Source organism: Variovorax sp. J22G73 (assembly GCF_030317035.1).
Taxonomy (GTDB): domain Bacteria; phylum Pseudomonadota; class Gammaproteobacteria; order Burkholderiales; family Burkholderiaceae_C; genus Variovorax.
The window spans coordinates 200,839-226,472 of the sequence record NZ_JASZYK010000010.1; the positions used below are offsets into that span (position 1 = coordinate 200,839).

Genomic DNA, 25,634 nt, shown 5'->3' on the forward strand with positions numbered 1-25,634 from the left:
CATGGCACTCACCAAGACCGCGCTCATCGTCGGCGCCGGCGACGCCACCGGCGGCGCCATTGCCCGGCGCTTCGCCCGCGAGGGCTATGCCACCTGCGTCACGCGCCGCAGCCTCGACAAGCTGCAACCGCTGGTGGCGCAGATCGAGGCCGACGGCGGCCAGGCGCACGCCTTTGCCTGCGACGCCCGCAAGGAGGAAGAAGTGGTCGCGCTCGTCGAGCAGATCGAGTCGACCATCGGGCCCATCGAGGTGCTGGTGTTCAACATCGGCGCGAACGTGCCCGAGAGCATCCTCACGGAAACGGCGCGCAAGTACTTCAAGGTGTGGGAAATGGCCTGCTTCTCGGGCTTTCTCAACGGGCGAGAGGTAGCCAAACGCATGGTGGCGCGCGAGCTGCCGCAGGGCGCGCACCGCGGCACCATCATCTTCACCGGCGCCACCGCCTCGCTGCGCGGCGCGGCGAACTTCGGCGCCTTCTCGGGCGCCAAGATGGCCTTGCGCGCGCTCGCGCAGTCGATGGCGCGCGAGCTGGGGCCGCAAGGCATCCACGTGGCGCACGTGGTGGTCGACGGCGCCATCGACACCGAGTTCATCCGCAGCAACTTCCCCGAGCGCTACGCGCTGAAGGAGAGCGACGGCATCCTCAACCCCGAGCACATCGCCGACACCTACTGGATGCTGCATTCGCAACCGCGCGATGCGTGGACGCACGAGATCGACGTGCGCCCCTGGTCCGAGAAGTTCTGACAAGAATCCAGCGAAGGAGACACCCCATGACGAAATCCGTCGACTTCTATTTCGACTTCGGCAGCCCCGCCGCCTACCTGGCCGCCACGCAACTGCCGCACGTGTGCGCGGACACCGGCGCCGAGCTGGTGTGGAAGCCCATGCTGCTGGGCGGCGTGTTCCAGGCCACGGGCAACCATTCGCCCGCCGAGATCAAGCCCAAGGGCCCGTACATGACCGCCGACCTGCAGCGCTTCGCCAGGCGCTACGGGGTGCCGTTCGAGCACAACCCCCATTTCCCGATCAACACGCTGCTGCTCATGCGCGGCGCCACCGGCATCCAGATGAAGGAGCCGGCGCGCTTCGGTGCCTACGTCGATGCGGTCTACCACGCGATGTGGGTCGAGCCCAAGAACCTCAACGACCCGGCCACGGTGGGCGCCGTCTTGCAGAATGCGGGCTTCGACGCCCAGGGCCTGCTCGCGCTGGCCGGGGCGCAGGAAACCAAGGACCGGCTGAAGGCCGTGACCCAGGAAGCGGTGGAGCGCGGCGTGTTCGGCGCGCCCACCATGTTCGTCGGCGCCCAGATGTTCTGGGGCCAGGACCGACTCGATTTCGTGCGCGAAGCACTGGCGGCCTGAGCGCGCCGCCCTCACGTTTTCATTCAAGGACCATTCCCATGAGCGACATCCTCGTCCACACCGAAGCCGGTGTGATGACCCTCACTTTCAACCGCGTCGACAAGAAGAACTCGATCACCAGCGGCATGTACGCCGAACTGGCCGATGCGCTGGCCACGGCCGAGGCCGACGCGGCCGTGCGCTGCGTGCTGATCCAGGGCGACCCGACCATCTTCAGCGCCGGCAACGACATCGGCGACTTCCTGAACGCCCCGCCGTCGACGCAGGATTCGCCGGTGTTCCGCTTCCTGCGCGGCATCGCGACGTTTCCCAAGCCCATCGTCGCCTCGGTGTGCGGCCCGGCCGTGGGCATCGGCACCACCTTGCTGTTCCATTGCGACCTGGTCTACGCGGGCGACAACGCCGCGTTCTCCATGCCTTTCGTGAACCTGGGCCTGTGCCCCGAAGCGGCCTCCAGCCTGCTGGTGCCGCAGATGCTGGGCTACCACCGCGCGGCCGAGGCGCTGCTGCTGGGCGAACCCTTCATGGCCGAGGCCGCGCTCGAAGTGGGCCTGGTCAACCGCGTGGTGCCCCCCACCGAAGCCAACGCCATCGCCCAGACGCAGGCACGCAAGCTCGCGGCCAAGCCGCTGAGCGCGCTGGTCGAGACCAAGCGCCTGCTCAAGAAGGCGCAGATGCCCGCCGTGCTGGAACGCATGGGCGAAGAGGGCGCCAGCTTCGGCCGCATGCTGCGCGAACCCGCGGCGCGCGAGGCCTTCGGCGCCTTCATGGAAAAGCGCAAGCCCGACTTTTCGAAGCTCTGAGCTCGCGCCGGCCTACAGGCGGGCGATGCCCGGGCGCTTAAACTCCCCGGCGTGCCAGCCTCAGAGATACAAACGCCCGAAACGACCGGCCTGCGGGCAGATGGTGCTACTGAAAAAGTAGCAGGCCAGCCGACGCGCCGGCGCACTTTGGGGTTGCTGGCGGCGGTTGCGGGCACCGCGGCGGCTGCCACCGTTCCCACCTTCGCCCTGGCGCGCGTGCGGCCGTTGCGCATCGGCGTCATCGGCTCGTGGACCGGCCCCTATGCCGGCGGCGGCCGGCAGTTCGATGCCGGCATGGCCGTCTGGCTGGCGGCGCACAACCAGCACATTGCCGGGCGGCCGGTCGAGCTGCTGCGGCGCGACGTGCCCGGCAGCGCCCCCGAGCAGGCGCGCCGCCATGCCCAGGAACTGGTCGATACCGAGCGCGTCGACCTGCTCGCAGGCCTCGACTTCAGCTCCAATGCCTACGCCGTGGGCACCGTCGCCACGCAGGCGCGCATTCCGCTGGTGGTGATGAACGCGGCATCGTCAGGCATCACGGCGCGTTGCCCGTTCGCGGTGCGGCTGTCGTTCACCATCGGCCAGGTCACGCTGCCCCTGGCGCGCTGGGCGCTGCAGCAGGGGCTGCGCGACGTGTGCACGGTGGTGGCCGACTACGCCTCGGGCGTGGACGCCGAAAGCGCCTTCGTCTCGGGCATCACCGCGGGCGGCGGGCGGGTCGGCGCGATGCTGCGCGTGCCGCTGGCCACGCTCGACTACTCGGCCTACATGCTGCGGTTGCGCGAGCTGAAGCCGCAGGCGGTGTTCTTCTTCCTGCCCTCGGGGCAGATGCCGGCGAGCTTCCTGAAGTTCTGGCGCGACCGCGGCATGGCCGACACCGGCATCCGCCTGCTGGCGACCGGCGACGCCACCGACGACAACTACCTGGAAAACATGGGCGAGCTGGCCGAGGGGCTGGTGACCAGCCATCACTATTCGTTCGCGCACGAATCGCCGGCCAACCGGCGGTTCACGGCCGCGTTCGAGGCGGAATACGGCAGCCACCTGCGCCCGGCGTACTTCGCCGTGGCGGCGCACGACGCGATGGCGGCCATCGATGCGGCGATGAGTTCGCCGGCCATGCGCGGAAATGCGGGTGTGAATGCAGGTGTGAATGCGGGCGGCAATGCAGGCCTGGGCGCCAGCGGCACGACGGGCGGCGAGCGCCTGGTCGACGCCTTCCGCGGCCTGCGGCTGGACAGCCCGCGCGGTCCGCTCGAGGTCGACGCCCACACCCGCGACATCGTGCAGAACGTGTACATCCGCCGCGTGGAGCGGCGCGACGGGCGCTGGGTCAACCGGGAGTTCGAGCGCTTCGAGCGGGTGCGCGACCCCGGCGTTTGAGGGGCCGGGGAGGGCTTATTCGGCCGGCTTGTCGATGGGGCGCGGGCGGCCGTTGTCGTCGATGGCCACGTAGGTGAAGGTGGCTTGCGTTACCTTGATGTACTCGCCCTGCGCCCGGAAGCGCTCGGCAAACACCTCGACCGTGACCGTGACCGACGTGCGCCCGATGCGCACCAGCTTCGAATAGAAGGAAAGAATGTCGCCCAGGCGCACCGGCTGCTTGAAGATGAACTCGTTCACCGCCACCGTGGCCATGCGGCCCTTGGCGTAGCGCGCCGGGATCACCGAGCCGGCCAGGTCGCACTGCGCCATGACCCAGCCGCCGAAGATGTCGCCGTTGGCGTTGCAGTCGGCCGGCATCGGGATGACCTTGAGCACCAGCTCCATGTCGGCGGGCAGGCTCTTGAGGGTGGCGGCAGCGGCAGCGCTGGAAGTATCTGACATGGGCACAATCTGGAACAAACAAGCAACCACGATTGTCCTCCATGCGCCGCAGCGGCGAAGCCCTCCCCCCCGCGTCTTCTTCCTCCACGTCCCCCTCCCACCCTGTCTCCGGCCATCCGCCCGAGCGCAGCGACCGGTCCGACTGGGCCACGCTGCGCCGGCTGTTTCCCTACCTCTGGCAATACAAGTGGCGGGTGGCGGCCGCGCTGGCGTTCATGGTGGGCGCCAAGGTGGCCAACGTGGGCGTGCCGGTGCTGCTGAAGAACCTGGTCGACACGATGACGCCCAAGGCCGGTGCCCCCGACCTGGCCCAGGCGCTGCTCATCGTGCCCATCGGGCTGCTGCTGGCCTACGGGCTGCTGCGCTTCTCGACCTCGCTCTTCGGTGAGCTGCGCGAGCTGATCTTCGCCAAGGCCACCGAGGGCACGGCGCGCCAGATTGCGCTGGAGGTGTTCCAGCACCTGCACTCGCTGAGCCTGCGCTTCCACCTGGAGCGCCAGACCGGCGGCATGACGCGCGACATCGAGCGCGGCACGCGCGGCGTGCACTCGCTGATCTCGATGTCGCTCTACAGCATCGTGCCCACCATCATCGAGCTGGTGCTGGTGCTGACCATCCTGGGCGTGAAGTTCGACTCGCTGTTCGTCTGGATCACCGGGGCGGCGCTGGTGCTGTACATCGGCTTCACGGTCACCGTGACCGAGTGGCGCACGCAATTCCGCAAGACCATGAACGAGCTCGACTCGGTGGCGCAGAGCCGCGCGGTCGATTCGCTCATCAACTACGAGACGGTCAAGTACTTCAACAACGAGGAGTTCGAGGCCAGGCGCTACGACGCCAGCCTGGACCGCTACCGCAAGGCCGCCATCAAGAGCCAGCGCACGCTGAGCATGCTCAACACCGGCCAGCAGGCGCTGATTGCCGTGAGCCTGGTGCTGATGCTGTGGCGCGCCACCTCGGGCGTGGTCGAAGGGCGCATGACGCTGGGCGACCTGGTGATGGTCAACGCCTTCATGATCCAGCTCTACATTCCGCTGAACTTCCTGGGCGTGATCTACCGCGAGATCAAGCAGAGCCTGACCGACCTGGACAAGATGTTCGTGCTGATGGAAAAAGACCGCGAGGTGCGCGACGCGCCCGGGGCGCAGCCGCTGGCCGGGGTGGACTCCACCATCCGCTTCGAGGACGTGAGCTTCGCCTACGAGCCCGCCCGCCCCATCCTTAAGCACCTGAGCTTCGAGATCCCGGCCGGCAAGACCGTGGCCGTGGTCGGCCCCTCGGGCTCGGGCAAGTCGACGCTCGCGCGGCTGCTGTACCGCTTCTACGACGTGCAGCAGGGCCGCATCACCATCGGCGACGAAGACATCCGCGAGGTCACGCAGGCCAGCGTGCGCCGCGCCATCGGCATCGTGCCGCAGGACACGGTGCTGTTCAACGACACGGTCGAATACAACATTGCCTACGGCCGCCCCGGCGCCACGCGCGAGCAGGTGGAAAACGCCGCGCGCGCCGCGCGCATCCACGATTTCATCGCGGCCACGCCGGGCGGCTACGAGACCACGGTGGGCGAGCGCGGGCTGAAGCTCTCGGGCGGCGAGAAGCAGCGCGTGGCCATCGCGCGCACGCTGTTGAAGAACCCGCCCATCGTGATCTTCGACGAGGCCACCTCGGCGCTCGACTCGGCGAATGAACGCGCCATCCAGTCGGAGCTGAAGAGCGCCGCGCAGGACAAGACCACGCTGGTCATCGCGCACCGGCTGTCGACGGTGGTCGACGCGCACGAAATTCTGGTGCTCGAGGCCGGCGTGATCGTCGAGCGCGGCACGCATGCCGAGCTGCTGGCCAGGCGGGGCCGCTACGCGCAGATGTGGGCTTTGCAGAAGAGCGAAGCGGCGCCCTTGCTCTAGCGCGATCATTCATTTCCATTTCTTTTTTCCATCGATTCCAGGAGTTCCCACGTGTCGACCAAGATTCCCCTGCTGGTGCTCAACGGCCTTTCGAGCGCCCACCAGGCCCAGATTGCCGAGGTCTATGACGCGACCTTCGCCTTCGGCGCGGCCGAGCGCGCCGCCGCCGTGGCCGAGCACGGCAAGAAGTTTCGCGCGGTGCTGACCATCGGCGTGATCGGCATCACGCCCGAAGAAATCGCGGCCATGCCGGCGCTGGAGCTCATCTGCTGCCTGGGCGCGGGCTACGAAGGCGTGCCGCTCGAGGTCACGCGCGCGCGCGGCATCGCGACGGCCAACGGCGCGGGCACCAACGACGACTGCGTGGCCGACCATGCCTTCGGCCTGCTGATCGGCATCGTGCGCGACTTCCGCAAGCTCGACCGGCTGTGCCGCGAAGGCGTGTGGCGCGACGCCATCGAGCAGCCGGCGAACGTGTCGGGCAAGAAGCTGGGCATCCTGGGGCTGGGCACCATCGGCCAGAAGATCGCCAAGCGGGCGGCGGCCTTCGACATGGAGGTCGGCTATCACAACCGCAAGCCGCGCGAGGGCGCCACGCAGCGCTACTTCGGCGACCTGAAGTCGCTGGCCGCGTGGGCCGACTTCCTGGTGCTGGTGGCGCCGGGTGGGCCGGCCACGAAGCACATGGTGAACGCCGAAGTGCTCGACGCGCTGGGCCCGCGCGGCTACCTGGTGAGCATCGGCCGCGGCAGCGTGGTCGACACCGAGGCGCTGGGCGCGGCACTGCGCGAAAACCGCATCGCGGGCGCGGGCGTCGACGTGTACGAGAGCGAGCCGAAGCGGCCGGAACCGCTGGTCGGGCTGGACAACGTGCTGCTGACGCCGCACGTGGCCGGCTGGTCGCCCGAGGCGACGCAGCGCTCGGTGGACCATTTCATGGCGAACGCCGAAGGGCACTTCGCAGGGCGCGGCGTCGTCACGCCGGTCTGATGTCTTGCTCCTTCCCCCGGTGGGGGAAGGCTGGGATAGGGGCGAGGCAGGGCGCCCGATGGGTACGCCGCTTGCCCCCACCCCGGCCCTCCCCCAAAGGGGGAGGGAGTAAGTCACTGGCCCCGCATGCGCCTTGCTCCTTCCCCCTCTGGGGGAAGGCTGGGATGGGGGCAGGCAGGGCGCCTGATGGAGTCAACCCAATACCGAAGGGCGGTGCGCCGCCCACCCGCAGGCCTGGTCATACGCATGCCCCAGCCGCAGCACATCCAGGTCCGCGTGAATCGGCCCCGCCAGCTGCAACCCCATCGGCAGCCCGCCTTCGCCGAACCCGGCGCGCACGTTCAGCGTCGGCAACCCGGCCAGCGTGAACGGCGTCACGATCTCCATCCAGCGGTGGTAGGTATCGCTCTTCACGCCGTTCACCTCGGACGGCCAGTGCAGCTCGGCGTCGAAGGGGAACACCTGCGCGGTCGGCGCCACCACGAAGTCGAAGCGCTCGAACAGCTTGACGAACGCGCGGTACACGTTCGAGCGGTACAGCGAGGCCTGGTACAGCGAGGCCGCGTCCAGGTGCCGGCTCTGCTCGATTTCCCATTGCGCCTCGGGCTTGAGCTGCGCGAACAGCTTGGCATCGCTCAGGTACGCGCCCAGCTTGCCGCCCACCAGCAGTTGCCGCAGCCGCAGCCACGCGCTCCAGTTGTGCTCGCGCGGCACGTCGAGCGTGCAGGGCTCGACCTCGCAGCCGATGGCGCGGAAGGTGTCGAGCGCCTTTTCGCCCAGCTCGCGGATGCCGGGCGCCAGCGGCAGGTCGGGCCAGATGCTGCCGAGCCAGCCGATGCGCAGGCCCTTGCCGTCGCCGTCCAGCTGCAGCGTGTCGGGCGACGAGGACGGGTGGATGGCATGCGGCGACGACAGCGGCACGCGCGCGTCGAAGCCCGACTGCACCGCCAGCAGCCGCGCCGTGTCTTCCACCGTGCGCGCCATCGGGCCTTCGCTGCCCAGTTGCTGGAAGAACAGCTCCTGCTCCGGGTCGCCGGGCACTCGCCCGCGCGACGGCCGCATGCCGATCACGTTGTTGAAGGCCGCCGGGTTGCGCAGCGAGCCCATCATGTCGCTGCCGTCCGCCACCGGCAGCATGCCCAGGGCCAGCGCCACTGCCGCGCCGCCGCTGCTGCCACCCGCGCTGCGATCGGGCGCATAGGCGTTGCGCGTGATGCCGAACACCGGGTTGTAGGTGTGCGAACCCAGCCCGAACTCGGGCGTGTTGGTCTTGCCGATGACCACCGCGCCGGCCGCGCGGGCGCGCGCCACGTGCAGGCTGTCGGTGCGCGCGGGCGAGCGCGGCGACAGCGGCGAGCCCATCGAGGTCGGCAGGCCGGCGGCGTGGCTCAGGTCTTTCACGGCCAGCGGAAAGCCGTGCATCCAGCCGCGCCGCTCGCCGCGCGCCAGTTCGGCGTCGCGCGCGTCGGCCTCGGCCAGCGATTGCGCCGGGTCGCGCAGCGAGACGATGGCGTTGAAGCGCGGGTTCAGCGCCTCGATGCGCGCCAGGGACGCTTGCATCACCTCGCGGCAGGACACGTCGCGCGAGGCGATGCGGCGGGAAAGTTCGGTGGCGCTGAGGGCGAGCAGGTCGTCGGCTGAAGGCATGGCGCAGGCGTGAAAAAGAGGGGAGGAAGGTGGGGGCGCCCAGTATGGCGCGCCGCTCGCATAATCGTCGCCCATGGAAACAAAGTGGCTAGAAGACTTCATCAGCCTTGCGGAGACCCGCAGCTTCAGCCGCTCGGCCCAGCTCAGGCACGTGACCCAGCCGGCGTTCTCCCGTCGCATCCAGGCGCTCGAAGGCTGGGCCGGCACCGACCTGGTGGACCGCAGCTCGTACCCCACGCGGCTCACCCCCGCGGGCCAGACGCTCTACAGCCAGGCCATCGAGATGCTGCAGTCGCTGCAGAGCACGCGCGCCATGCTGCGCGGCCATTCGGCGGCCGGGCAGGACGTGATCGAGATCGCGGTGCCGCACACGCTGGCCTTCACCTTCTTCCCCTCGTGGGTCACCAGCCTGCGCGAGCATTTCGGGCCGATCAAGAGCCGGCTCATCGCGCTGAACGTGCACGACGCGGTGCTGCGGCTGGTCGAAGGCAGCTGCGACCTGCTCATTGCGTACCACCACCCGTCGCAGCCGCTGCAGCTGGACGCCAACAAGTACGAGATGGTGAGCCTGGGCGAGGAAACCGTGGCCCCCTGGGTCAAGGCCGACGCCGAGGGCGCGCCGCGCTACCGGCTGCCGGGCCGCCCGGGCCAGCCGCTGCCCTACCTGGGCTATGCGCCGGGCGCCTACCTGGGCCGGGTGGTCGACCAGTTGCTGAAAGAGTCGGGCACCGCCATTCACCTGGACCGCGTCTACGAGACCGACATGGCCGAAGGCCTGAAGGTGATGGCGCTCGAAGGCCATGGCATCGCCTTCCTGCCGCAGAGCGCGGTGCGCAACGAAATCAAGGCGCGCAAGCTGGTGAGTGCGCTGCCCCCGGAAATCGACAGCCTGGAGGCGACGATGGAAATCCGCGCCTACCGCGAGCGGCCGACGGCGGCGCCCCCGGCCAAGACAGGCACCGGCACCGGCCGCGCCGCCAAGACCGCCGCGCCCGACACCGCCCTGCAGCCCAAGCGCACGGCCGACGCGCTGTGGTCGTACCTGGTGGGCACGCAGCCGGCGGGCTGATGACCATCTTGAATTTGTGCACTGCACAATCTATAAATGCCGCGCATGAGCCTCCCCGCATACGGCATTGGCGCCCCGGGCCGGGCGCTACTACAGTCGCGGCTGCTTTTTAGCCGCTGTCACAAGCACACTCCCGGCACGCGTCCCACGCGTGCTTTTTTTTAAGCCGAGGAACCTGTATGAGCACCAATTTCAGGACCGAACACGACTTCCTCGGCGAGAAGCAGATTCCCGCCGTCGCCTACTGGGGCGTGCACACGGCGCGGGCGGTCGAGAACTTCGCCATCTCCGGCACCCGCATCTCGGCCATGCCCGACCTGGTGCGCGCGCTGGCCTTCGTGAAAAAGGCCGCCACCCGCGCCAATGCCGACCTGGGTGCCATCGACCGCGACCGCGCCGCGGCGATCATCCTGGCCTGCGAGGACCTCATCGAGGGCAAGCTGCTCGACGAGTTCGTGGTCGACGTGATCCAGGGCGGCGCCGGCACCTCGACCAACATGAACGCCAACGAGGTCATCTGCAACCTCGCGCTGGAAAAGCTGGGCCACGAAAAGGGCCGCTACGACGTGCTGCACCCCAACGACCACGTCAATGCCTCGCAGAGCACCAACGACGTGTACCCCACGGCGGTGCGCCTGGCGCTGTGGTTCGCCATCGGCCGGCTGCTGGAGGCCATGGCCTCGCTGCGCCGCGCCTTCGAGGCCAAGGCGCTGGAGTTCAAGGACGTGCTGAAGATCGGCCGCACCCAGCTGCAGGACGCCGTGCCCATGACGCTGGGCCAGGAGTTCCTGACCTACGCGATCATGATCGGCGAGGACGAGGCCCGCCTGGGCGAGGCCCGCGCGCTCATCGAGGAAATCAACCTGGGCGCCACCGCCATCGGCACCGGCATCAATGCGCCGCACGGCTACGCCAACCTGGCCTGCCAGTACCTGGCCGAGCAGACCGGCGTGCCGCTGAAGCAGGCCGCCAACCTCATCGAGGCCACGCAGGACACGGGCGCTTTCGTGCAGCTGTCGGGCGTGCTGAAGCGCGTGGCCACCAAGCTCAGCAAGACCTGCAACGACCTGCGGCTGCTGTCCAGCGGCCCGCAGGCGGGGTTCGGGGAAATCAGGCTGCCGGCGCGCCAGGCGGGCTCGTCGATCATGCCGGGCAAGGTCAACCCGGTGATCCCGGAGGTGATGAACCAGGTGGCCTTCGAGGTCATCGGCAACGACATCACCGTGACCATGGCGTCGGAGGCCGGCCAGCTGCAGCTGAACGCCTTCGAGCCGATCATGGGCTGGAGCCTGTTCAAGAGCATCAAGCACCTGGCCAACGCCTGCGCCACGCTGCAGACCAACTGCGTCGAAGGCATCGAGGCCAACCGCGAGTTCCTCGCCAAAAGGGTGCGCGAGTCGGTCACGCTGGTCACGGCGCTCAACCCGCTCATCGGCTACGAAAAGGCCGCGCTCATCGCCAAGACCGCGCTGGCCACGGGCGGGCCCATCGACCTGGTGGCCGAGTCGCTGGGCATCATGACGCGCGCCGAGATGGAGGCGCTGCTGGTGCCCGAGAACCTCACGCAGCCCGTGCGCCTGTCGGCCGCGCCGGTTCCCCCGGCGGCCGAGCCCTCGGGCACCACGCCGGTGGGTGGGTCGGGCACAAAGGCTGCTTAGTGAAAGTCAGACAATGCCAGGAGGCAGGATCGCACCATGCCAGCGCCCATGTGCGCCGGCGCGGTGCGCAGAGTGCGCGAGTGCACCGGGTTGGTCCGGGTATCACGCAAAATGTGAGTGTCTAGAATTTCGTTGTATTTGTTTACGTCACCCTCAGGAGTTTTACCGTATGAAAAAACAAGTTTTGGCATTGGCAATCGCGGCACTGGCCGCCGGCGGTGCAATGGCACAAGCCAGCGACACCCTGGCCAAGATCAAGGCATCGGGCGTCATCACTGAAGGTGTGCGCGAATCCTCGGGCCTGTCGTACACGCTGGGCAACGGCCAGTACACCGGCTTCCACTACGACGTCTGCGCCAACATCATCAAGGACCTCGAGAAGGCCGCCGGCAAGAAGCTCGAAGTCAAGTACCAGCCCGTCACCTCGCAAAACCGCATTCCGCTCGTGCAGAACGGCACCGTGGACATCGAGTGCGGCTCGACCACCAACAACGCCACCCGCCAGAAGGACGTGGCTTTCGGCGTGACCACCTACGTCGAGGAAACCAAGATCGTCGTCAAGGCCAACTCGGGCATCAACTCGCTGGCCGACCTGAAGGACAAGACGGTTGCCACCACCACCGGCACCACGCCGCTGCAAACCGTGCGCAAGCAAAAGCGCGCCGAGAACCTGACCTTCAAGGAGGTCTACGGCAAGGACCACTCCGACAGCTTCCTGCTGCTGGAAACCGGCCGCGCCGACGCCTTCGTGATGGACGGCTCGATCCTGGCCGCCCTGGCCGCCAAGTCGAAGTCGCCCAAGGACTACAAGATCCTGCCGGACGTGCTGGCCGTGGAGCCCATCGCCATCATGATCCGCAAGGACGACCCCGCCTTCAAGAAGGCCGTGGACGACAGCATCAAGGCGCAGGCCAAGTCGGGCGAGCTGACCAAGCTGTACGACAAGTGGTTCCTCAAGCCGATCCCGCCCGCAGGCGTGACCATCAACCTGCCGCTCGGCGAAGCCACCAAGAACGCTTGGGCCAACCCGAACGACAAGCCGGCTGAAGAGTACGTCACCAAGGAATAAGCGTCGCGTCGCTGCGTGAATGACGCCCACCTTTCACGGTGGGCGTTTCTTTTCAAGGGACAGGTTTTCTAAGTGCTGAAGGAGTGAATGAACATGGGCAACTGGGATTGGCAGGTCTTCCTGCAAGACCCCGGGGGGGATTACCCGACTTACCTGCAATGGATGCTGTCGGCCTGGGGCTGGACGGTGTCGGTTGCGTTGCTGGCGCTGATCGTCGCGCTGGTGCTGGGCTCGCTGGTCGGGATCATCCGCACGCTGCCTGACAGCCCGTGGCTGGTGCGCCTGGGCAATGCCTGGGTGGAGCTGTTCCGCAACATCCCGTTGCTGGTGCAGATCTTTCTCTGGTACCACGTGATTCCGGCGCTCATTCCCGTCATGAAGGGCGTTCCGAGCTTCATCCTCGTGGTGCTGGCGCTGGGCTTCTTCACTTCGGCACGTATCGCCGAGCAGGTTCGCTCGGGCATCCAGGCGCTGCCCAAGGGGCAACGCTACGCGGGCATGGCGGTGGGCTTCACCACCACGCAGTACTACCGCTACGTGATCCTGCCAATGGCGTACCGCATCATCATCCCGCCGCTCACGAGCGAGACGATGAACATCTTCAAGAACTCGTCCGTCGCGTTCGCCGTGTCGGTCACCGAGCTCACCATGTTCGCCATGCAGGCGCAGGAAGAAACCTCGCGCGGCATCGAGGTGTACCTCGCGGTGACGGCCTGCTACGTGGTGTCGGCGCTCATCATCAACCGGCTGATGGCCTACATCGAGAAGAAGACCCGCGTGCCGGGCTTCATCGTGTCCGCCAGCGCGGGCGGCGGAGGACACTGAACATGAATCTCGACCTGTCCTTCTACAACTGGGACGTCATCAGCAACTTCGTCGTCAAGGGCTTCTACTTCAGCATCATGCTGACCGTGGTGGCCACCATTGGCGGCGTGGTCTTCGGCACCCTGCTGGCGCTGATGCGCCTGTCGGGCAAGAAGTGGCTCGACGCACCCGCGGCCCTGTACGTCAACGGCATGCGCAGCATTCCGCTGGTGATGGTGATCCTGTGGTTCTTCCTGCTGGTGCCGGCGTCGTTCTACTCGCTGTTCGGCTCGGTGGGCTCCAACTACCGCTCCGAAATCTCGGCCGTGATCACCTTCGTGGCGTTCGAGGCCGCGTACTTCTCCGAGATCATGCGCGCGGGCATCCAGTCGATTCCGCGCGGCCAGGTGAACGCCGGGCAGGCCGTGGGCATGACCTACGGCCAGAACATGCGCCTCGTGGTGCTGCCGCAGGCGTTTCGCAACATGCTGCCGGTGCTGCTCACGCAGACCATCATCCTGTTCCAGGACACCTCGCTGGTCTACGCCATCGGTGCCTACGACATGCTCAAGGGCTTCGAGACGGCGGGCAAGAACTTCGGCCGTCCCATCGAGGCCTACCTGCTGGCCGCTGTCGTTTACTTTGTCATGTGCTACGCCCTTTCCTGGCTGGTGAAGCGCCTGCACAAGAAAATCGCCATCATTCGCTGACCTGAGTGCTGAACCGGAGAGAAAGAAATGTCCGAAAAAATGATTGAAATCAAGAACGTATCGAAGTGGTACGGCCCGGTGCAAGTGCTCAACGATTGTTCGGTGAGCATCTCCAAGGGCGACGTGGTGGTGGTGTGCGGGCCTTCGGGCTCGGGCAAGTCCACCCTCATCAAGACCGTGAACGCGCTCGAGCCCTTCCAGAAGGGCGAGATCACCGTCAACGGCATTCCGCTGCACGACCCCAAGACCAACCTGCCCAAGCTGCGCTCCAAGGTCGGCATGGTGTTCCAGCACTTCGAGCTGTTCCCGCACCTTTCGGTGACCGAGAACCTCACGATCGCGCAGATCAAGGTGCTGGGCCGCACGCCCGACGAAGCCAAGACCCGCGGCCTGAAGATGCTCGACCGCGTGGGCCTGATGGCGCACAAGGACAAGTTCCCGGGCCAGCTGTCGGGCGGCCAGCAGCAGCGCGTGGCCATTGCGCGCGCGCTGTCGATGGACCCGATCGTGATGCTGTTCGACGAACCCACCTCGGCGCTCGACCCCGAAATGGTCGGCGAAGTGCTCGACGTGATGGTGAGCCTGGCCAAGGAAGGCATGACCATGATGGTGGTCACGCACGAAATGGCCTTTGCCCGCAAGGTGGCCAGCCGCGTGATCTTCATCGACGTGGGCGGCAAGATCCTGGAAGACTGCCCGAAGGACGAGTTCTTCAGCCACCCGGAAAACCGCCAGCCGCGCACCAAGGACTTCCTGAACAAGATCCTGCAGCACTGATTTCGCTGCCGGGTTCTTCGAAGACCCAAAGGGGTTGCGCTTCAAAGGCGCAGCCCCTTTTTTCATGGCGGCGGGCGCCGGCCCCGCAGCTTATTTCGTGGCCGGGCTCGCCGAAAACGCCCGGTCGAAGAACGCGGGAATCTCGTCGCCCAGCCGCGCCAGCAGCGCCTTGCGGTCGAAGCCCGGCGGGTCGGCCCGAACGTCGCCGTCGTCGGTCGGGATCGCGTTTGCCGGGGTGTCCATGAAGGCGAAATGCCAGGCGTCGGGAATTCGCCGCAACTCGGCGGCCGGCATGTTCTGCGCGACCCATTCGGCATGGAAGCGCGGAACCAGGAAGCGGTCTTGCTCGGCCTCGTAGATCCGCGTGGGCACGCTGATCTGCGCGAGCGAGCCGGCCGTGAAGGGCGCGCCGGCCGGCGCCATCGCCACGACCGCGCGCACGCGCGGGTCGCGAAGCGAAGGCAGCAGCGTAGAAGATGCCGAGTTCGTTGCCGTGGCCGCCGATGCTCCCGCGTTGCGCCCGACACCGCAGAAGATCGGGTCCGCGGCGCGCTCGCTCGCGCAATGGCTGGCGATGCGCGACAGGTCGACCTGCCCGCCCGCCAGCGCCAGCACCGTGTAGCCGCCGGCCGAATGGCCCAGCGCGCCGATGCGCGGGCCTTGCGCGTCGCTGGCGATGCGGTCTTTCCACATCGGGTCCTTCAGTAGCGCGTCGATCACATGCGAGACCTGCTGCGGGCGGTGCGTGAAGTACGCGGCCGCGCCTTTCTGCAGCAGCGTGCCGTCCTGCCAGTTGTCGCCCGGATGGCGCAGCGCCGCGACCAGGTAGCCGTTGCGCGCGAGCGCTTCGGCCAGGCTGGTGTGGCCCAGTTCGGTGCCGCCCACGCCGTGGCTCAACACGATCAGGCCCTTGACGCGCTCCTCGGGCGGTGCCTGGATGGCCGCGCGCACCGTGAACGACCCCATCGGAATGGCGCGGGCGGGCGCCTGCGTCGGGTAGTACAGCGCGACCACCGTGGGCGCGGCCTCGGGTGTCGCACCCGGAATGCTCCATGGGCGCCAGCCGGCTTCGGCGGCCAGGAGCTGGAAGGACAGCAGCAAGCCGGAGGCAAGCAGCAGGCTGTGGCGGAAAACGGTGCGCATCGCGGATCTCCTGGACGGTGTCGGGAGCCGGATGGTGGCCGCGCCGCCGGGCAGCCGCCATCGCATTGCGATGAAGTGCGCGAAAAGCGTCGCCAGACGGCTCAGGGCAGCCGCGCGATGTGTTCCGTCAGCAGGTCGAAGAAGCCCTGCGCATCGCCGTCGACGATCCAGGTCGCGTTGGGCGTGCGATGCAGGCTGCCGTACCAGTCGGCCACCGTCTGCCCGAAACCCATGCCCTCGCGGCTGTCGACTTCCACGTGGATGCGCTTGCCCGTGAACAGCGAAGGCCGAAGCAGGTAGGCCGTGACCGTGGCGTCGTGCACCGGGCCGCCGGGCATGTCGTAGTGCTTCATTTCCTGCGGCGCATAGGCGTCGAGGATGTCCGCGACCGTCGCCCCGGCCTTGTTGCCCAGGCCGCGCAGGCGCGCGATGCGTTCCTCGCTCGTGAGGATCTTGTGCGTCACGTCCAGCGGCAGCAGGGTGATGGGCACGCCGCTCTTCAGCACCGCCTCGGCCGCATGCGGGTCGGCGAACACGTTGAACTCGGCCACGGGTGTGATGTTGCCGCCGTTGAAATGCGCGCCGGCCATCAGCACCAGCTCGCGCAGGCCGCGCACGATGTCGGGCGCCTGCTCGAGCGCGAGCGCCAGGTTGGTCTGCGGGCCGAGCATGGCGAGCGTCACGCTCTTCTCAGGCGCGGCGCGCAGCGTGCGAACCAGGTAGTCGACCGCGTGGCCCTCGGCCAGCGGCGCGGCGGGCTCGTACACGTCGACGCCCGTGAGGCCTTCCTTGCCGTGGATGTTGGCCGCGTAGATCGGTGTGCGCTGCAGGGGGCGCTCGGCGCCCGCGTACACCGCGATCTCCGGCCGCCCGGCCCACTCGCAGGCCAGTCGCGCATTGCGCGAGGTCTTGGCCAGCGGCACGTTGCCGGCCACCGTCGTCAGCGCCTGGATGCGCAGCGCCTCGGGCGCGGCCATGGCGAACAGCAGCGCGATCACGTCGTCGGCGCCGGGGTCGGTGTCGATGATGAGCGTGTGCAACGGGGTGTCGGGAGAGTGGGGGGAGGGGGTGGTCGGCATGGCAAGGCTCCTTGGCGGGCCAGTCTGCCAGAGCTTGCAAGTTCGTCGACGTGTTCGCTCGTGGGTTCGCCCGCACGCCCGTCAGCGCCCGCCCCGCAGCCGCCGCGCGAAGAACGCCAGGATCTCGTCGCGCGCCGCCAGCGTCGGCTGGCCGGCCTCGTCGATCAGGTGCGCCGTGACCACGCTGTGCGGGCTGGCCACCACCTGCGCGAAGAAGGGCGGGGTGTTTGGGTTGGCCGCGCTGTCGGGCAGCACGCGCGTGACGAAGCGCGGGCCCAGCGCGTGGGAGAACGCCGCGAAGCGCTCGGCCTTGCAGAACTTGTCGCCGTCGAAGCGGTAGGCCATCACCGTGAGGTCTTCGCGCTCCAGGCGCTGGCGCACGGCGGCCAGTTCGTCGGCCGCCACGTTCGTGCCGGCCGCGTCGTCCAGCGGCAGCGAGGGCTGGCACACCACCGGCGCGAGCATGGCCGGCTCCAGCATCATCGACAGCGCGAAGTTGCCGGTGAAGCACATGCCGATCGCGCCCACGCCGGGGCCGCCACATTCTTCGTGCGCCAGCCGCGCGAGCGCCCGCAGCCATTGCGTGACGGGGCTCGACGCGTTCGACGCGAAGGCGCGAAATTCCGCGCTCACGCAGGCGCGCCTGAACACCGCGGCGCCTTCCTCGGCCTGCGGCACCGCGCCGTCGCGGCCGAACAGCGAAGGCATGTAGACCGTGAAGCCTGCGTCGCGCACCCATCGCGCGAAGCGCGCCACGTGCGGGCTGATGCCGGGCATCTCGGTCATCACGATCACGGCGGGGCCCTGGCCGGTGAGGTAGACCTTCTTCTCGATGCCGTCGAGGGCGATGGCGCGCGCGCTGAAATCATCGAGCGGGTCGTCTTCGTTCAGGGGGCGGGTCGGTGTCATGGGCGGTCTCCTTGTCGTTCAGGTGGTTTGCTTCAGCGGAACCAGGTGCTGCAGGTGCGCGTACCCCGCGGCGCGCGCGAAGTCGGGCAACCGCCAGATGTCGCTGCCCACGCCCCAGGCGCCGTCGGCCACCTCGTGAACGAGCACCGAGGTCGCGAGGCGGCGCCTGTCGTCCGAAGGCATCGCCTGCTTGAACGCGTCGTGCACGCGCGAGACGAAGACGGCGCGCGATGCGTCGTCGAGCACGCCCGCCGGCACGCAGGCCAGCGCGGTGCAGGGCAGCAGCTGCGCGCTCAGGTCGGCGCCGCCGCAGGTCAAGGCGCCGGCCGCGAGCTCGTCGACCAGCACCCAGCACATGGCACGTGCGCGGGGCTCGTCGGGCATCTGTTCGGCTGCTGCAGCGGCTTCGTTGATGCTGCGAACGAGCGAGGCGCGGTGCTCGCCGGGGAATGAACCATGGGGAATCTTCACGAAGATGGTGGGCATGTGGCGCGATGAAGGAAGCTGGTGATGCTTGTATTGGGCCGCCACGGGCCAGAGAATGGCAGTGTCCAATTCGACTGCTTCAGGGCCTTATCGGCCAACCTCCGCAATGCATGACTTCACCGTGCTGGTGCTGCCCGGCGCCTTCAATTCGAGCGTGGCGGTCACGCTCGACATCTTGGCTGCCGCGCAGGCCGTGGCGCCCCGTGCAGGCGTGGCGCCGCCGCGCTGGCGCCTGTGCTCGGTGCAGGGCGGCCCCGTGCGGCTGCAGGCCGGCATGAGCCTGGAAACCGCGCGCCTGCCCGCGAGGCCGCGCGACGACCGGTCGACCTGGGTGGTGCCGGGGCTGGGCCTGAACACGCCCGGCGAGATTCGCCAGTGCCTGGAAAGCGACGATGCCGCCCACGCCGTGAAAGCCCTCGTGCGCCATGTGAAGTCCGGCGGACAGGTCGCGGCGTCGTGCTCGGCGGTGTTCCTGCTGAACGCCGCGGGCCTGCTCGAAGGGCGGCGCGCGACCACGTCGTGGTGGTACGCGCCCTTGCTCGCGCGCATGTCGCCCGGCTGCACGGTCGATGCCGACCGCATGGTGTGCGCCGACGGCCCGGTGGTGACCGCGGGCGCAGCGTTCGCGCAGACCGACCTCATGCTGCACCTGCTGCGCGAGCGCTGCGGCAGCGCGCTCACGGACCTGGTCTCGCGCATGCTGCTGATCGACGGGCGGCAGGCCCAGTCGCCGTTCATTGCCGCGGAGTTGCTGGCCAACGGCAACGACCTGGTGGCGCGGCTTGCGGCCAGGGTCGAGTCGGCCTTGCCGAGCGCGCCGGCCGTGAGCGCGCTGGCCAGCGAGTTCTGCATGTCGCAGCGCACGCTGGCGCGCCACATCCAGAAGGCCACCGGCAAGAGCACGCAGGCGCTGGTGCAGAGCGTGCGCCTGCGGCGTGCGCGCGCGCTGCTCGAGGGCAGCCGCATGACGGTCGAGCAGGTGGCCGCCGCCGTGGGCTACCAGGACGCCACCGCGCTGCGCCGCCTGATGAGGAAGGTGGCGGGCGCGAAGCCGAGCCGTTACCGCGAAGGCGGCTACGGCGCGTGAGCCGCCCGCTGGCTTGAAGCCCCGTGACTCGAAGCCCCGTTGCTCGGCCTGGTTACTTCTTGCGCGCCGCGATCGCCTGCTCGGCCTTCGCCACCAGGTCGGCGCCCACCGTCGACTTCCACTTGTCGTACACCGGGCGCGTGGCCTTCACGAACTCGTCGCGCTCGGCCGGGGTGAGGCTGGTCACGGTCACGCCCATGCCGGCGATGTCTTTCAGCACGGGCTTGTCGGCTTCGACCAGGCCCTTGCGCGCGATGACGATTTCTTCCTTGCCCGCGTCCAGCGCGGCCTGGCGCACGATGGCCTGGTCGGCCGGCGTCCACGAGGCCCAGATTTCCTTGTTGACCACGAACACCAGCGGGTCGGCCACGTAGCCCCAGGTGGTGACAAACTTCTGGCCCACGGTCTGCATCTTCAGCACGGTGAACAGGAACAGCGGGTTCTCCTGCCCATCGACCGCGCCGCTGGCGAGCGCGGGTTGCGCATCGGCCCAGCTCATCTGCGTGGGGTTGGCGCCCAGGGCGGTGAACATGTCCGAGTAGATGGGCGAGCCGACCACGCGGATCTTCATGCCCTTGATGTCGGCCGGCGACTTGATGGGCTTCTTGGAGTTGGTGATTTCGCGAAAGCCGTTCTCGCCCCACGCGAGCGGCACCACGCCGGCCTTGTCGAGGGTCTTGAACATTTCCTTGCCCACATCGCCCTGCGTGAGCGCATCGATGGCCGCGTAGTCGGGCATCAGGAACGGCATGGAGAAAAGATTGAGCTGCTTCACCTGCGGCGACCAGTTGATGGTCGAGCCCACGGCCATGTCGATGACGCCCTGGCGAAGGGCACTGAACTCGCGCGTCTGGTCACCCTGGATGAGCGACACGCCGGGGTACAGCTTGATGTTGATGCGCCCCTGGGTGCGTTCCTTCACCAGGTCGGCCCAGATCTTTCCGGCCTGGCCCCAGGGGGTGGGCGGGCCGAGCACGAGGGACATCTTGTATTCGGGCTTGTAGGCGGCCTGCGCCATGGCGCCGGTCGAGAACATGCCAAGGGCAGTCGCGGCGGCGGCGAGGCCGAGCAGGGTGCGGCGGAATTTCATGAGAGGTCTCCTTGTTTTGTTGAAACGAACTGAACTGGACGCTGAAATCTTTGGCTCGTGTTGTTCGTGCTTGTTGTTGCTGCTATTCAGGGCGAGTGCACAGGCCGCCGGGTACTTCCCTCCGCGAATGTCCCCCGGCCTGCGGCCTCCTCCTTAATTTCGCTGCGGGAAGCACCCGACGCCCTGTTCACCTGGACGCGCTGTCGGTTCGCGGCGATCAGCGACCGCTGCGCACAACGATCACGACGGCGCGGTGCCCCTTTCCGAGAAATTAAGGAGGAGGCCGCAGGCCGGGGGACATTCGAGGAAAGGGGCACCGCGTCGGCGTGATCGCGCCCTGAACAGCAGCCCCCTGAACCGCGCACCTCGACAAACGAACAACAAGACACGTCAATACCCCAGCTTCCGAGGCAACCACAAAGCCAGCTCGGGGAACACGATGACCAGCACCATCACCACGAACATCGAGAACAGCATCCATCCCACCCAGCGCACGGTTTCTTCCATGCGCACCTTCGCGATGCGGCACGACACCATCAGGTTCACCGCGAGCGGTGGCGTGAACTGGCCCAGCGCCACCTTCAGCGTGAGGATCACGCCGAACCACACCGGGTCCCATTTGTAGTACTGCACGATGGGCAGCAGCAGCGGCACGAAGATCAGGAAGATCGACACGCCGTCCAGGAACATGCCCACCGTGATCAGCAGCAGGATGAGCAGCGACAGGATGCCGTACTCGCCCAGCCCCGAATTCACGATCGCGCGCGTGACCGGGTCGATCACGCCCAGCGTCGACAGCGAGTACGCGAAGATGCCCGCGAGCGACACCACCAGCAGGATCACCGCCGACAGTTCGCCCGACTCGCGCAAGATCACGAACAGGTCGCGCACCTTGATCGTCCGGTGAATGCACATGCCCACGAACAGCCCGTAGAACACCGCCACCACCGCCGCCTCGGTCGGCGTGAACCAGCCCGCGCGCATGCCGCCCAGAATCAGCACCGGCGCGGCCAGCCCCCAGGTCGCTTCGCGAAAGCTCTTCCAGAAGGGCGGGCGCGGCAGGGTCGATTCGAGCGCGCCCATCTTGTGCTTGCGGGCCAGCAGCACGGCAGGAATCATCAGCGCCAGGCCGGCCATCACGCCGGGAATCATGCCGGCCGCGAACAGCGCCGGCACCGAGGCACCGGGCACCAGCACCGAGTACACGATGAACGCCACCGACGGCGGAATCAGGATGTCGGTGGCGGCTGCGGCGCCCACCACGCTGGCCGAGAAGGCGGCCGGGTAGCCGGCGCGCGACATCGCCGCGATCATCACCGCGCCCACGGCGGCTGCGTTGGCCGGGCCCGAGCCCGAGATGCCGCCGAGAAACATCGCCACCGCAATCGCCACCAGCGGCAGCATGCCCGGGCCGCGGCCCACGATGGCAATCGCGAAATTCACCAGACGCAGCGCTACGCCCGAGCGGTCGAAGATGGAGCCGACCAGCACGAACATCGGAATGGCCAGCAGCGGGTACTTGCCCAGCCCCGCGTAGAAGTTCTGCGGCACGGCCAGCAGGCCGAACCACTGGGCGTCGCCGTTGGCCAGCGCGATGCAGGCGGCACCCGCCAGGCCCAGCGCGGCGCCGATGGGCACGCCCACCAGCATCATCAGCACGAAGGCGACGAAGAGCAGGGTGGCGATCACGAGGCGTCCCCTTTGTGCTTTGTCGGGGCGTCGGAGCCGTCGGTGCCGTAGTTGGTCTTGCGCCCGCGGCGCACCATGAGGCCCACCGCGCGCAGCGCGATCGCATAGGACACGATGGGCAGCCAGATGGAGTACCACCACGACGGCAGCCCGATGCCCGGCGTGGTTTCCTCGAAGCGGTAGTCGTCCCACACCATGCGGATGCTGAGTGTGCCGATGAGCGTGAACAGGATGGCGATCATCAGCGCGCCGAACTGCGCGAGCCGCTTGCGCCGCGCCATGGAGCCGCTCTCCGAGAAGTACTCAATGCGAATGTGCCGGTCGCGCGCCACCGCGGCCGAGCCGGCCACCAGCGCCAGCATGATCATGAGGAACACCGAGAACTCTTCGGTCCACGCGAACGACGAGTCGGTGAAGTAGCGCACCAGCACGTTGGCGAAGGTGATGAGCGCCAGCGCGCCCATGATGAGGACCGTGAGCCAGTCTTCGATGGCAAGGGGAACCTTGGTCGGTTCGTCGGCGGCTTCGATGTCGGGGGGAAGGGGGCTGGCGGCGTCCAGCGTGGGGCCGGACTCGGGTGGTGTTGTCATCGCAGAAGGTCAGTGAGGCAGGAAGCCATGTCACCGGGCGGACGCCGGGATGCGTTCCGTACACCTCGACAGGGGAAGCTGTCACCGATGCTAGGGGGTCGAAGACCACTGATGTATCGGGGGTTTCCTTAGCTGGCCGGGCTTTGCTGAGCGGCTTTCAGGGCGGGTTCACAGGCCGCCGGGTACTCCCCTCCGCGAATGGCTTAGGCACACGCTGTTAGATGCGTGCGTATTGGTCGAGCATCCATCCCGACTGCATCCCAATTCAGAACGCCTTGGACATGACATCGCACTCCGAAGGACCTGTTCCCCAGGCGGGCCGCGAATCTCGCAGCCCGCAGACCAGCCGCTAACCGCCGGTCTCAGGCGCCTTGTGTCGCGCCTTCTCGTTCAACTGAAACAGCTCCCCAGCCTTGCGGGCAAGGTCAGCCGCGAGCCAGAGCAGGTTGTCGAGTTGTCGAGGTCCGTCACCGTCGCACCAGTTGATCTCTTCGCCGTGGCAGACCCACAGGAGAGCTTCGAGTTGGGTGAGGGTGTTTTCGAGACGATCCGCCGGATGCTGGGTATCTTGGGCGTTGTCTTCGGAAGCTACCGGCGTGCGAGGCCGGGCTATAGTCTTGGTAGCCATTTTTGTGCGGTCCTTAGAGGTTGTTGCACGAACTTGGTTAGACGGTCGGGGTGCTGATAACGCCCCGGCCGTCGCCTTTTGATACCTCGCATTTGCATCGCTGCTTTCGCACCGACAACCTGCCGCGAGGCAAGCAGCCTTCAAACATTGGTGTGGGTGGGTGTGTTGCGCCTTTCTTCCCTTGGTGGAATATCGAGTGACAGGGACATCCACTTTAGAGAAAAGCCCGGCGCTGTAGCTGGCACATACCGCACGAAGTCTCGGCAATCGCCAACAAATGCAGCTTCCGCAATGCGCCGCGCGCGTGCCTCGTGGGCCGTGCGGTCTCAGTGCCCCGTCGGCCTGCGCGCGCCCCGAAGCCACGGCGCAGGCAAACGGCAATGCCCGGCTACATCCAGCCGCGCGCGCGGTCCAGGTGCTCGCGGCACTCGCGCACCATGCGTTCGAGCAGCTCCGCACAGGTCGGAATGTCGTCGATCAGCCCGATGCACTGGCCCGCCGACACCACGCCGTTCTGCACCTCGCCCGAGGCCAGCGCGGCCTTGCCGCGCGCACCGGCCACCAGCGGGCGCACGTCCTCGAACGCGCAGCCGCCCTCGCGGTTCTCCATGGCCACCACCTCTTCGGAGATGGCGTTGCGGAACACGCGCGCGGTGTTGTGCAGGGTGCGAAACATCAGCTTCGTGTCGCGCTCGGTCGCGTCGACCAGCGCCTGCTTGATGTTGTGGTGGATGGGGGCTTCCTGGGTCACGCAGAAGCGCGTGCCCATGTTGATGCCCTCGGCGCCCAGCGCCAGCGCGGCGGCCATGCCGCGGCCGTCGGCGATGCCGCCTGACGCGATGATCGGAATGCGCAGCTTGCGCGCCGCCACGGGCAGCAGCACCAGGCCGGGCACGTCGTCCTCGCCCGGATGGCCCGCGCACTCGAAGCCGTCCACCGCCACCGCGTCCACGCCATTGCGTTCGGCCGACAGCGCATGGCGCACCGAGGTGCACTTGTGCACGATCTTCACGTCGTGGCGTTTCAGCGCCTCGATGAAGTCCTTCGGGCTGTTGCCCGCGGTCTCCACGATCTTCACGCCGCTGTCGATGATGGCCTGCACGTACTCGGCGTACGGCGGCGGCTTCACCGACGGCAGGATGGTGAGGTTCACGCCGAAGGGCTTGTCCGTCATCGTGCGCATGCGCGCGATTTCCTGGCGCAGGTCGTCGGGCGTGGGCTGCGTGAGCGCGGTGAGCACGCCGAGCCCGCCGGCGTTCGACACGGCCGAAGCCAGCTCCGCGCGGCCCACCCATTGCATGCCGCCCTGCACGATGGGGTAGCGAATGCCGAGCAGTTCGGTGATGCGGGTCTTCATGCGCGCGGCCTCTTACAGGGCCTTCACCAGTTCGGGCACGGCCACGAACAGGTCGGCGACGAGGCCGTAGTCGGCCACGCTGAAGATCGGAGCTTCTTCGTCCTTGTTGATCGCGACGATGACCTTCGAGTCCTTCATGCCGGCCAAGTGCTGGATGGCGCCGGAGATGCCCGCTGCGATGTACAGCTGCGGCGCGACGATCTTGCCGGTCTGGCCGACTTGCCAGTCGTTGGGGGCGTAGCCCGCGTCGACTGCGGCGCGGCTGGCGCCGAGGCCTGCGTTGAGCTTGTCGGCGAGCGGAGCCATCACTTCCGTGAACTTCTCGGCGCTGCCCAGGGCACGGCCACCGGAGACGATGATCTTGGCGGCGGTGAGTTCGGGGCGTTCGCTCTTCGTCACTTCACGGCCGACGAAGCTGGACTTGCCGCTGTCAGCCACGCCTTCAGCGGTTTCGACGGTTGCGCTGCCACCGGTGGCGGCTGCTGCGTCGAAGCCGGTCGTGCGGACCGTGATCACCTTCGTTGCATCGCTGCTCTGCACGGTGGCGATGGCGTTGCCGGCGTAGATCGGGCGCTCGAACGTATCCGGGCTGTCGACCTTGGTGATGTCGCTGATCTGCGCCACGTCGAGCTTGGCAGCCACGCGCGGAGCCACGTTCTTGCCGTTGGCGGTCGAGGGGAACAGGATGTGGCTGTAGTTGCTGGCAATCGCCAGCACCTGGGCTGCGACGTTTTCAGCGAGGTTTTCTGCCAGGCTGGGACTGTCCGCGGCGATGACCTTGGTCACGCCGGCGATCTGGGCTGCGGCCTTGGCGGCTTCTGCCGCATTGGCGCCTGCGACGAGAACGTGCACTTCGCCACCGCAAGCCAGCGCGGCGGTCACGGTGTTGAGCGTTGCCGGCTTGATGCTGGCGTGGTCGTGTTCAGCAATAACTAGTGCGGTCATGT

25 protein-coding genes are annotated in these 25,634 nt (G+C 67.6%); 13 read left to right on the forward strand and 12 right to left on the reverse strand.

From position 1 onward, the window contains the following. The first annotated feature begins 1 nt into the window (after position 1). From QTI51_RS29105 to QTI51_RS29120, 4 genes are all read left to right on the forward strand, one after another. Positions 2 to 748 carry an SDR family oxidoreductase gene (locus QTI51_RS29105; RefSeq protein ID WP_286516929.1) on the forward strand — a complete coding sequence of 249 codons (747 nt, stop codon included), beginning with the start codon at positions 2 to 4 and terminating at the stop codon, positions 746 to 748. A gap of 26 nt (positions 749 to 774) precedes the next feature. Next, positions 775 to 1,368, forward strand: a complete 594-nt coding sequence (locus tag QTI51_RS29110; protein WP_116910665.1) for a 2-hydroxychromene-2-carboxylate isomerase — start codon at positions 775 to 777, stop codon at positions 1,366 to 1,368. A 38-nt stretch (positions 1,369 to 1,406) separates the two neighbouring features. After that, complete coding sequence (locus QTI51_RS29115) at positions 1,407 to 2,171, forward strand: enoyl-CoA hydratase (protein WP_116910664.1); 765 nt, start codon at positions 1,407 to 1,409, stop codon at positions 2,169 to 2,171. Between the two features lie 156 nt (positions 2,172 to 2,327). Beyond that, a complete protein-coding gene (locus QTI51_RS29120; RefSeq protein ID WP_503011552.1) occupies positions 2,328 to 3,554 on the forward strand; it encodes an ABC transporter substrate-binding protein in 1,227 nt (408 codons plus the stop codon). Between the two features lie 15 nt (positions 3,555 to 3,569). On the opposite strand, the gene QTI51_RS29125 is transcribed toward QTI51_RS29120, so the two are convergent. Then, positions 3,570 to 3,998 (reverse strand): acyl-CoA thioesterase, encoded by a 429-nt coding sequence (locus QTI51_RS29125; RefSeq protein ID WP_116910814.1) that lies wholly within the window; start codon positions 3,996 to 3,998, stop codon positions 3,570 to 3,572. A gap of 41 nt (positions 3,999 to 4,039) precedes the next feature. Here QTI51_RS29125 and QTI51_RS29130 point away from each other — a divergent pair, with 41 nt between their 5' ends. Then, on the forward strand, positions 4,040 to 5,905 hold the full coding sequence (locus QTI51_RS29130; RefSeq protein WP_286517087.1) for an ABCB family ABC transporter ATP-binding protein/permease: 1,866 nt from the start codon (positions 4,040 to 4,042) through the stop codon (positions 5,903 to 5,905). Between the two features lie 51 nt (positions 5,906 to 5,956). Next, on the forward strand, positions 5,957 to 6,895 hold the full coding sequence (locus tag QTI51_RS29135) for a 2-hydroxyacid dehydrogenase (protein ID WP_116910662.1): 939 nt from the start codon (positions 5,957 to 5,959) through the stop codon (positions 6,893 to 6,895). A 192-nt stretch (positions 6,896 to 7,087) separates the two neighbouring features. On the opposite strand, the gene QTI51_RS29140 is transcribed toward QTI51_RS29135, so the two are convergent. After that, positions 7,088 to 8,542, reverse strand: a complete 1,455-nt coding sequence (locus tag QTI51_RS29140; RefSeq protein WP_286516927.1) for an amidase — start codon at positions 8,540 to 8,542, stop codon at positions 7,088 to 7,090. 73 nt (positions 8,543 to 8,615) lie between these two features. Between QTI51_RS29140 and QTI51_RS29145 the strand changes: the two genes are divergently transcribed. The 6 genes from QTI51_RS29145 to QTI51_RS29170 all read left to right on the forward strand — a co-directional run bounded on the left by QTI51_RS29145 (position 8,616) and on the right by QTI51_RS29170 (position 14,629). Then, on the forward strand, positions 8,616 to 9,611 hold the full coding sequence (locus QTI51_RS29145) for a LysR substrate-binding domain-containing protein (protein ID WP_286516926.1): 996 nt from the start codon (positions 8,616 to 8,618) through the stop codon (positions 9,609 to 9,611). A 179-nt stretch (positions 9,612 to 9,790) separates the two neighbouring features. Further along, entirely contained in the window at positions 9,791 to 11,269 is a 1,479-nt protein-coding gene (locus QTI51_RS29150) for an aspartate ammonia-lyase (protein WP_116910659.1), read from the forward strand. Positions 11,270 to 11,438: 169 nt separating this feature from the next. Continuing rightward, complete coding sequence (locus QTI51_RS29155) at positions 11,439 to 12,338, forward strand: amino acid ABC transporter substrate-binding protein (RefSeq protein WP_116910658.1); 900 nt, start codon at positions 11,439 to 11,441, stop codon at positions 12,336 to 12,338. A gap of 93 nt (positions 12,339 to 12,431) precedes the next feature. After that, positions 12,432 to 13,163 carry an amino acid ABC transporter permease gene (locus QTI51_RS29160; RefSeq protein ID WP_116910813.1) on the forward strand — a complete coding sequence of 244 codons (732 nt, stop codon included), beginning with the start codon at positions 12,432 to 12,434 and terminating at the stop codon, positions 13,161 to 13,163. 2 nt (positions 13,164 to 13,165) lie between these two features. After that, complete coding sequence (locus tag QTI51_RS29165; protein WP_116910657.1) at positions 13,166 to 13,852, forward strand: amino acid ABC transporter permease; 687 nt, start codon at positions 13,166 to 13,168, stop codon at positions 13,850 to 13,852. Positions 13,853 to 13,891: 39 nt separating this feature from the next. Beyond that, entirely contained in the window at positions 13,892 to 14,629 is a 738-nt protein-coding gene (locus QTI51_RS29170; RefSeq protein WP_093057334.1) for an amino acid ABC transporter ATP-binding protein, read from the forward strand. Positions 14,630 to 14,719: 90 nt separating this feature from the next. Here the strand turns inward: QTI51_RS29170 and QTI51_RS29175 are convergent, their stop codons facing one another. The 4 genes from QTI51_RS29175 to QTI51_RS29190 form a co-directional block, all read right to left on the reverse strand. Further along, a complete protein-coding gene (locus QTI51_RS29175; protein ID WP_286516925.1) occupies positions 14,720 to 15,772 on the reverse strand; it encodes an alpha/beta hydrolase family protein in 1,053 nt (350 codons plus the stop codon). A gap of 101 nt (positions 15,773 to 15,873) precedes the next feature. Further along, entirely contained in the window at positions 15,874 to 16,851 is a 978-nt protein-coding gene (locus tag QTI51_RS29180; protein WP_286516924.1) for a nucleoside hydrolase, read from the reverse strand. Between the two features lie 81 nt (positions 16,852 to 16,932). Beyond that, complete coding sequence (locus QTI51_RS29185) at positions 16,933 to 17,760, reverse strand: dienelactone hydrolase family protein (protein WP_286516923.1); 828 nt, start codon at positions 17,758 to 17,760, stop codon at positions 16,933 to 16,935. 18 nt (positions 17,761 to 17,778) lie between these two features. Then, positions 17,779 to 18,246, reverse strand: coding sequence for a tautomerase family protein (locus QTI51_RS29190; RefSeq protein ID WP_286516922.1), 468 nt, complete (start codon positions 18,244 to 18,246; stop codon positions 17,779 to 17,781). A gap of 106 nt (positions 18,247 to 18,352) precedes the next feature. Here QTI51_RS29190 and QTI51_RS29195 point away from each other — a divergent pair, with 106 nt between their 5' ends. Next, positions 18,353 to 19,333: a GlxA family transcriptional regulator gene (locus tag QTI51_RS29195; RefSeq protein ID WP_286516921.1), complete on the forward strand. Its 981-nt coding sequence runs from the start codon at positions 18,353 to 18,355 to the stop codon at positions 19,331 to 19,333. A gap of 52 nt (positions 19,334 to 19,385) precedes the next feature. Here the strand turns inward: QTI51_RS29195 and QTI51_RS29200 are convergent, their stop codons facing one another. The 6 genes from QTI51_RS29200 to QTI51_RS29225 form a co-directional block, all read right to left on the reverse strand. Further along, a complete protein-coding gene (locus QTI51_RS29200) occupies positions 19,386 to 20,423 on the reverse strand; it encodes a DctP family TRAP transporter solute-binding subunit (RefSeq protein ID WP_116910651.1) in 1,038 nt (345 codons plus the stop codon). 390 nt (positions 20,424 to 20,813) lie between these two features. Further along, positions 20,814 to 22,112, reverse strand: a complete 1,299-nt coding sequence (locus tag QTI51_RS29205; protein ID WP_286516920.1) for a TRAP transporter large permease — start codon at positions 22,110 to 22,112, stop codon at positions 20,814 to 20,816. After that, positions 22,109 to 22,702: a TRAP transporter small permease gene (locus QTI51_RS29210; protein WP_286516919.1), complete on the reverse strand. Its 594-nt coding sequence runs from the start codon at positions 22,700 to 22,702 to the stop codon at positions 22,109 to 22,111. The genes QTI51_RS29205 and QTI51_RS29210 overlap by 4 nt, the downstream gene beginning before the upstream one ends. Before the next feature lie 349 nt (positions 22,703 to 23,051). Next, positions 23,052 to 23,330: a hypothetical protein gene (locus QTI51_RS29215; RefSeq protein ID WP_286516918.1), complete on the reverse strand. Its 279-nt coding sequence runs from the start codon at positions 23,328 to 23,330 to the stop codon at positions 23,052 to 23,054. A 388-nt stretch (positions 23,331 to 23,718) separates the two neighbouring features. After that, a complete protein-coding gene (locus QTI51_RS29220; protein WP_286516917.1) occupies positions 23,719 to 24,687 on the reverse strand; it encodes an NAD(P)H-dependent flavin oxidoreductase in 969 nt (322 codons plus the stop codon). 12 nt (positions 24,688 to 24,699) lie between these two features. Continuing rightward, positions 24,700 to 25,632, reverse strand: coding sequence for an electron transfer flavoprotein subunit alpha/FixB family protein (locus QTI51_RS29225; RefSeq protein WP_116909802.1), 933 nt, complete (start codon positions 25,630 to 25,632; stop codon positions 24,700 to 24,702). Positions 25,633 to 25,634 lie beyond the last annotated feature (2 nt).

What these genes read in the sequence shown, in the direction of transcription:
- QTI51_RS29125 (WP_116910814.1), bottom strand. Translation starts at nt 3,998, where the DNA reads ATGTCAGATACTTCCAGCGCTGCCGCTGCCGCCACCCTCAAGAGCCTG.
- QTI51_RS29160 (WP_116910813.1), top strand. Translation starts at nt 12,432, where the DNA reads ATGGGCAACTGGGATTGGCAGGTCTTCCTGCAAGACCCCGGGGGGGAT.
- QTI51_RS29225 (WP_116909802.1), bottom strand. Translation starts at nt 25,632, where the DNA reads ATGACCGCACTAGTTATTGCTGAACACGACCACGCCAGCATCAAGCCG.
- QTI51_RS29140 (WP_286516927.1), bottom strand. Translation starts at nt 8,542, where the DNA reads ATGCCTTCAGCCGACGACCTGCTCGCCCTCAGCGCCACCGAACTTTCC.
- QTI51_RS29180 (WP_286516924.1), bottom strand. Translation starts at nt 16,851, where the DNA reads ATGCCGACCACCCCCTCCCCCCACTCTCCCGACACCCCGTTGCACACG.
- QTI51_RS29200 (WP_116910651.1), bottom strand. Translation starts at nt 20,423, where the DNA reads ATGAAATTCCGCCGCACCCTGCTCGGCCTCGCCGCCGCCGCGACTGCC.
- QTI51_RS29190 (WP_286516922.1), bottom strand. Translation starts at nt 18,246, where the DNA reads ATGCCCACCATCTTCGTGAAGATTCCCCATGGTTCATTCCCCGGCGAG.
- QTI51_RS29115 (WP_116910664.1), top strand. Translation starts at nt 1,407, where the DNA reads ATGAGCGACATCCTCGTCCACACCGAAGCCGGTGTGATGACCCTCACT.
- QTI51_RS29150 (WP_116910659.1), top strand. Translation starts at nt 9,791, where the DNA reads ATGAGCACCAATTTCAGGACCGAACACGACTTCCTCGGCGAGAAGCAG.
- QTI51_RS29110 (WP_116910665.1), top strand. Translation starts at nt 775, where the DNA reads ATGACGAAATCCGTCGACTTCTATTTCGACTTCGGCAGCCCCGCCGCC.
- QTI51_RS29170 (WP_093057334.1), top strand. Translation starts at nt 13,892, where the DNA reads ATGATTGAAATCAAGAACGTATCGAAGTGGTACGGCCCGGTGCAAGTG.
- QTI51_RS29220 (WP_286516917.1), bottom strand. Translation starts at nt 24,687, where the DNA reads ATGAAGACCCGCATCACCGAACTGCTCGGCATTCGCTACCCCATCGTG.
- QTI51_RS29145 (WP_286516926.1), top strand. Translation starts at nt 8,616, where the DNA reads ATGGAAACAAAGTGGCTAGAAGACTTCATCAGCCTTGCGGAGACCCGC.
- QTI51_RS29175 (WP_286516925.1), bottom strand. Translation starts at nt 15,772, where the DNA reads ATGCGCACCGTTTTCCGCCACAGCCTGCTGCTTGCCTCCGGCTTGCTG.
- QTI51_RS29215 (WP_286516918.1), bottom strand. Translation starts at nt 23,330, where the DNA reads ATGGCTACCAAGACTATAGCCCGGCCTCGCACGCCGGTAGCTTCCGAA.
- QTI51_RS29130 (WP_286517087.1), top strand. Translation starts at nt 4,040, where the DNA reads ATGCGCCGCAGCGGCGAAGCCCTCCCCCCCGCGTCTTCTTCCTCCACG.
- QTI51_RS29155 (WP_116910658.1), top strand. Translation starts at nt 11,439, where the DNA reads ATGAAAAAACAAGTTTTGGCATTGGCAATCGCGGCACTGGCCGCCGGC.
- QTI51_RS29105 (WP_286516929.1), top strand. Translation starts at nt 2, where the DNA reads ATGGCACTCACCAAGACCGCGCTCATCGTCGGCGCCGGCGACGCCACC.
- QTI51_RS29165 (WP_116910657.1), top strand. Translation starts at nt 13,166, where the DNA reads ATGAATCTCGACCTGTCCTTCTACAACTGGGACGTCATCAGCAACTTC.
- QTI51_RS29185 (WP_286516923.1), bottom strand. Translation starts at nt 17,760, where the DNA reads ATGACACCGACCCGCCCCCTGAACGAAGACGACCCGCTCGATGATTTC.
- QTI51_RS29210 (WP_286516919.1), bottom strand. Translation starts at nt 22,702, where the DNA reads ATGACAACACCACCCGAGTCCGGCCCCACGCTGGACGCCGCCAGCCCC.
- QTI51_RS29195 (WP_286516921.1), top strand. Translation starts at nt 18,353, where the DNA reads ATGCATGACTTCACCGTGCTGGTGCTGCCCGGCGCCTTCAATTCGAGC.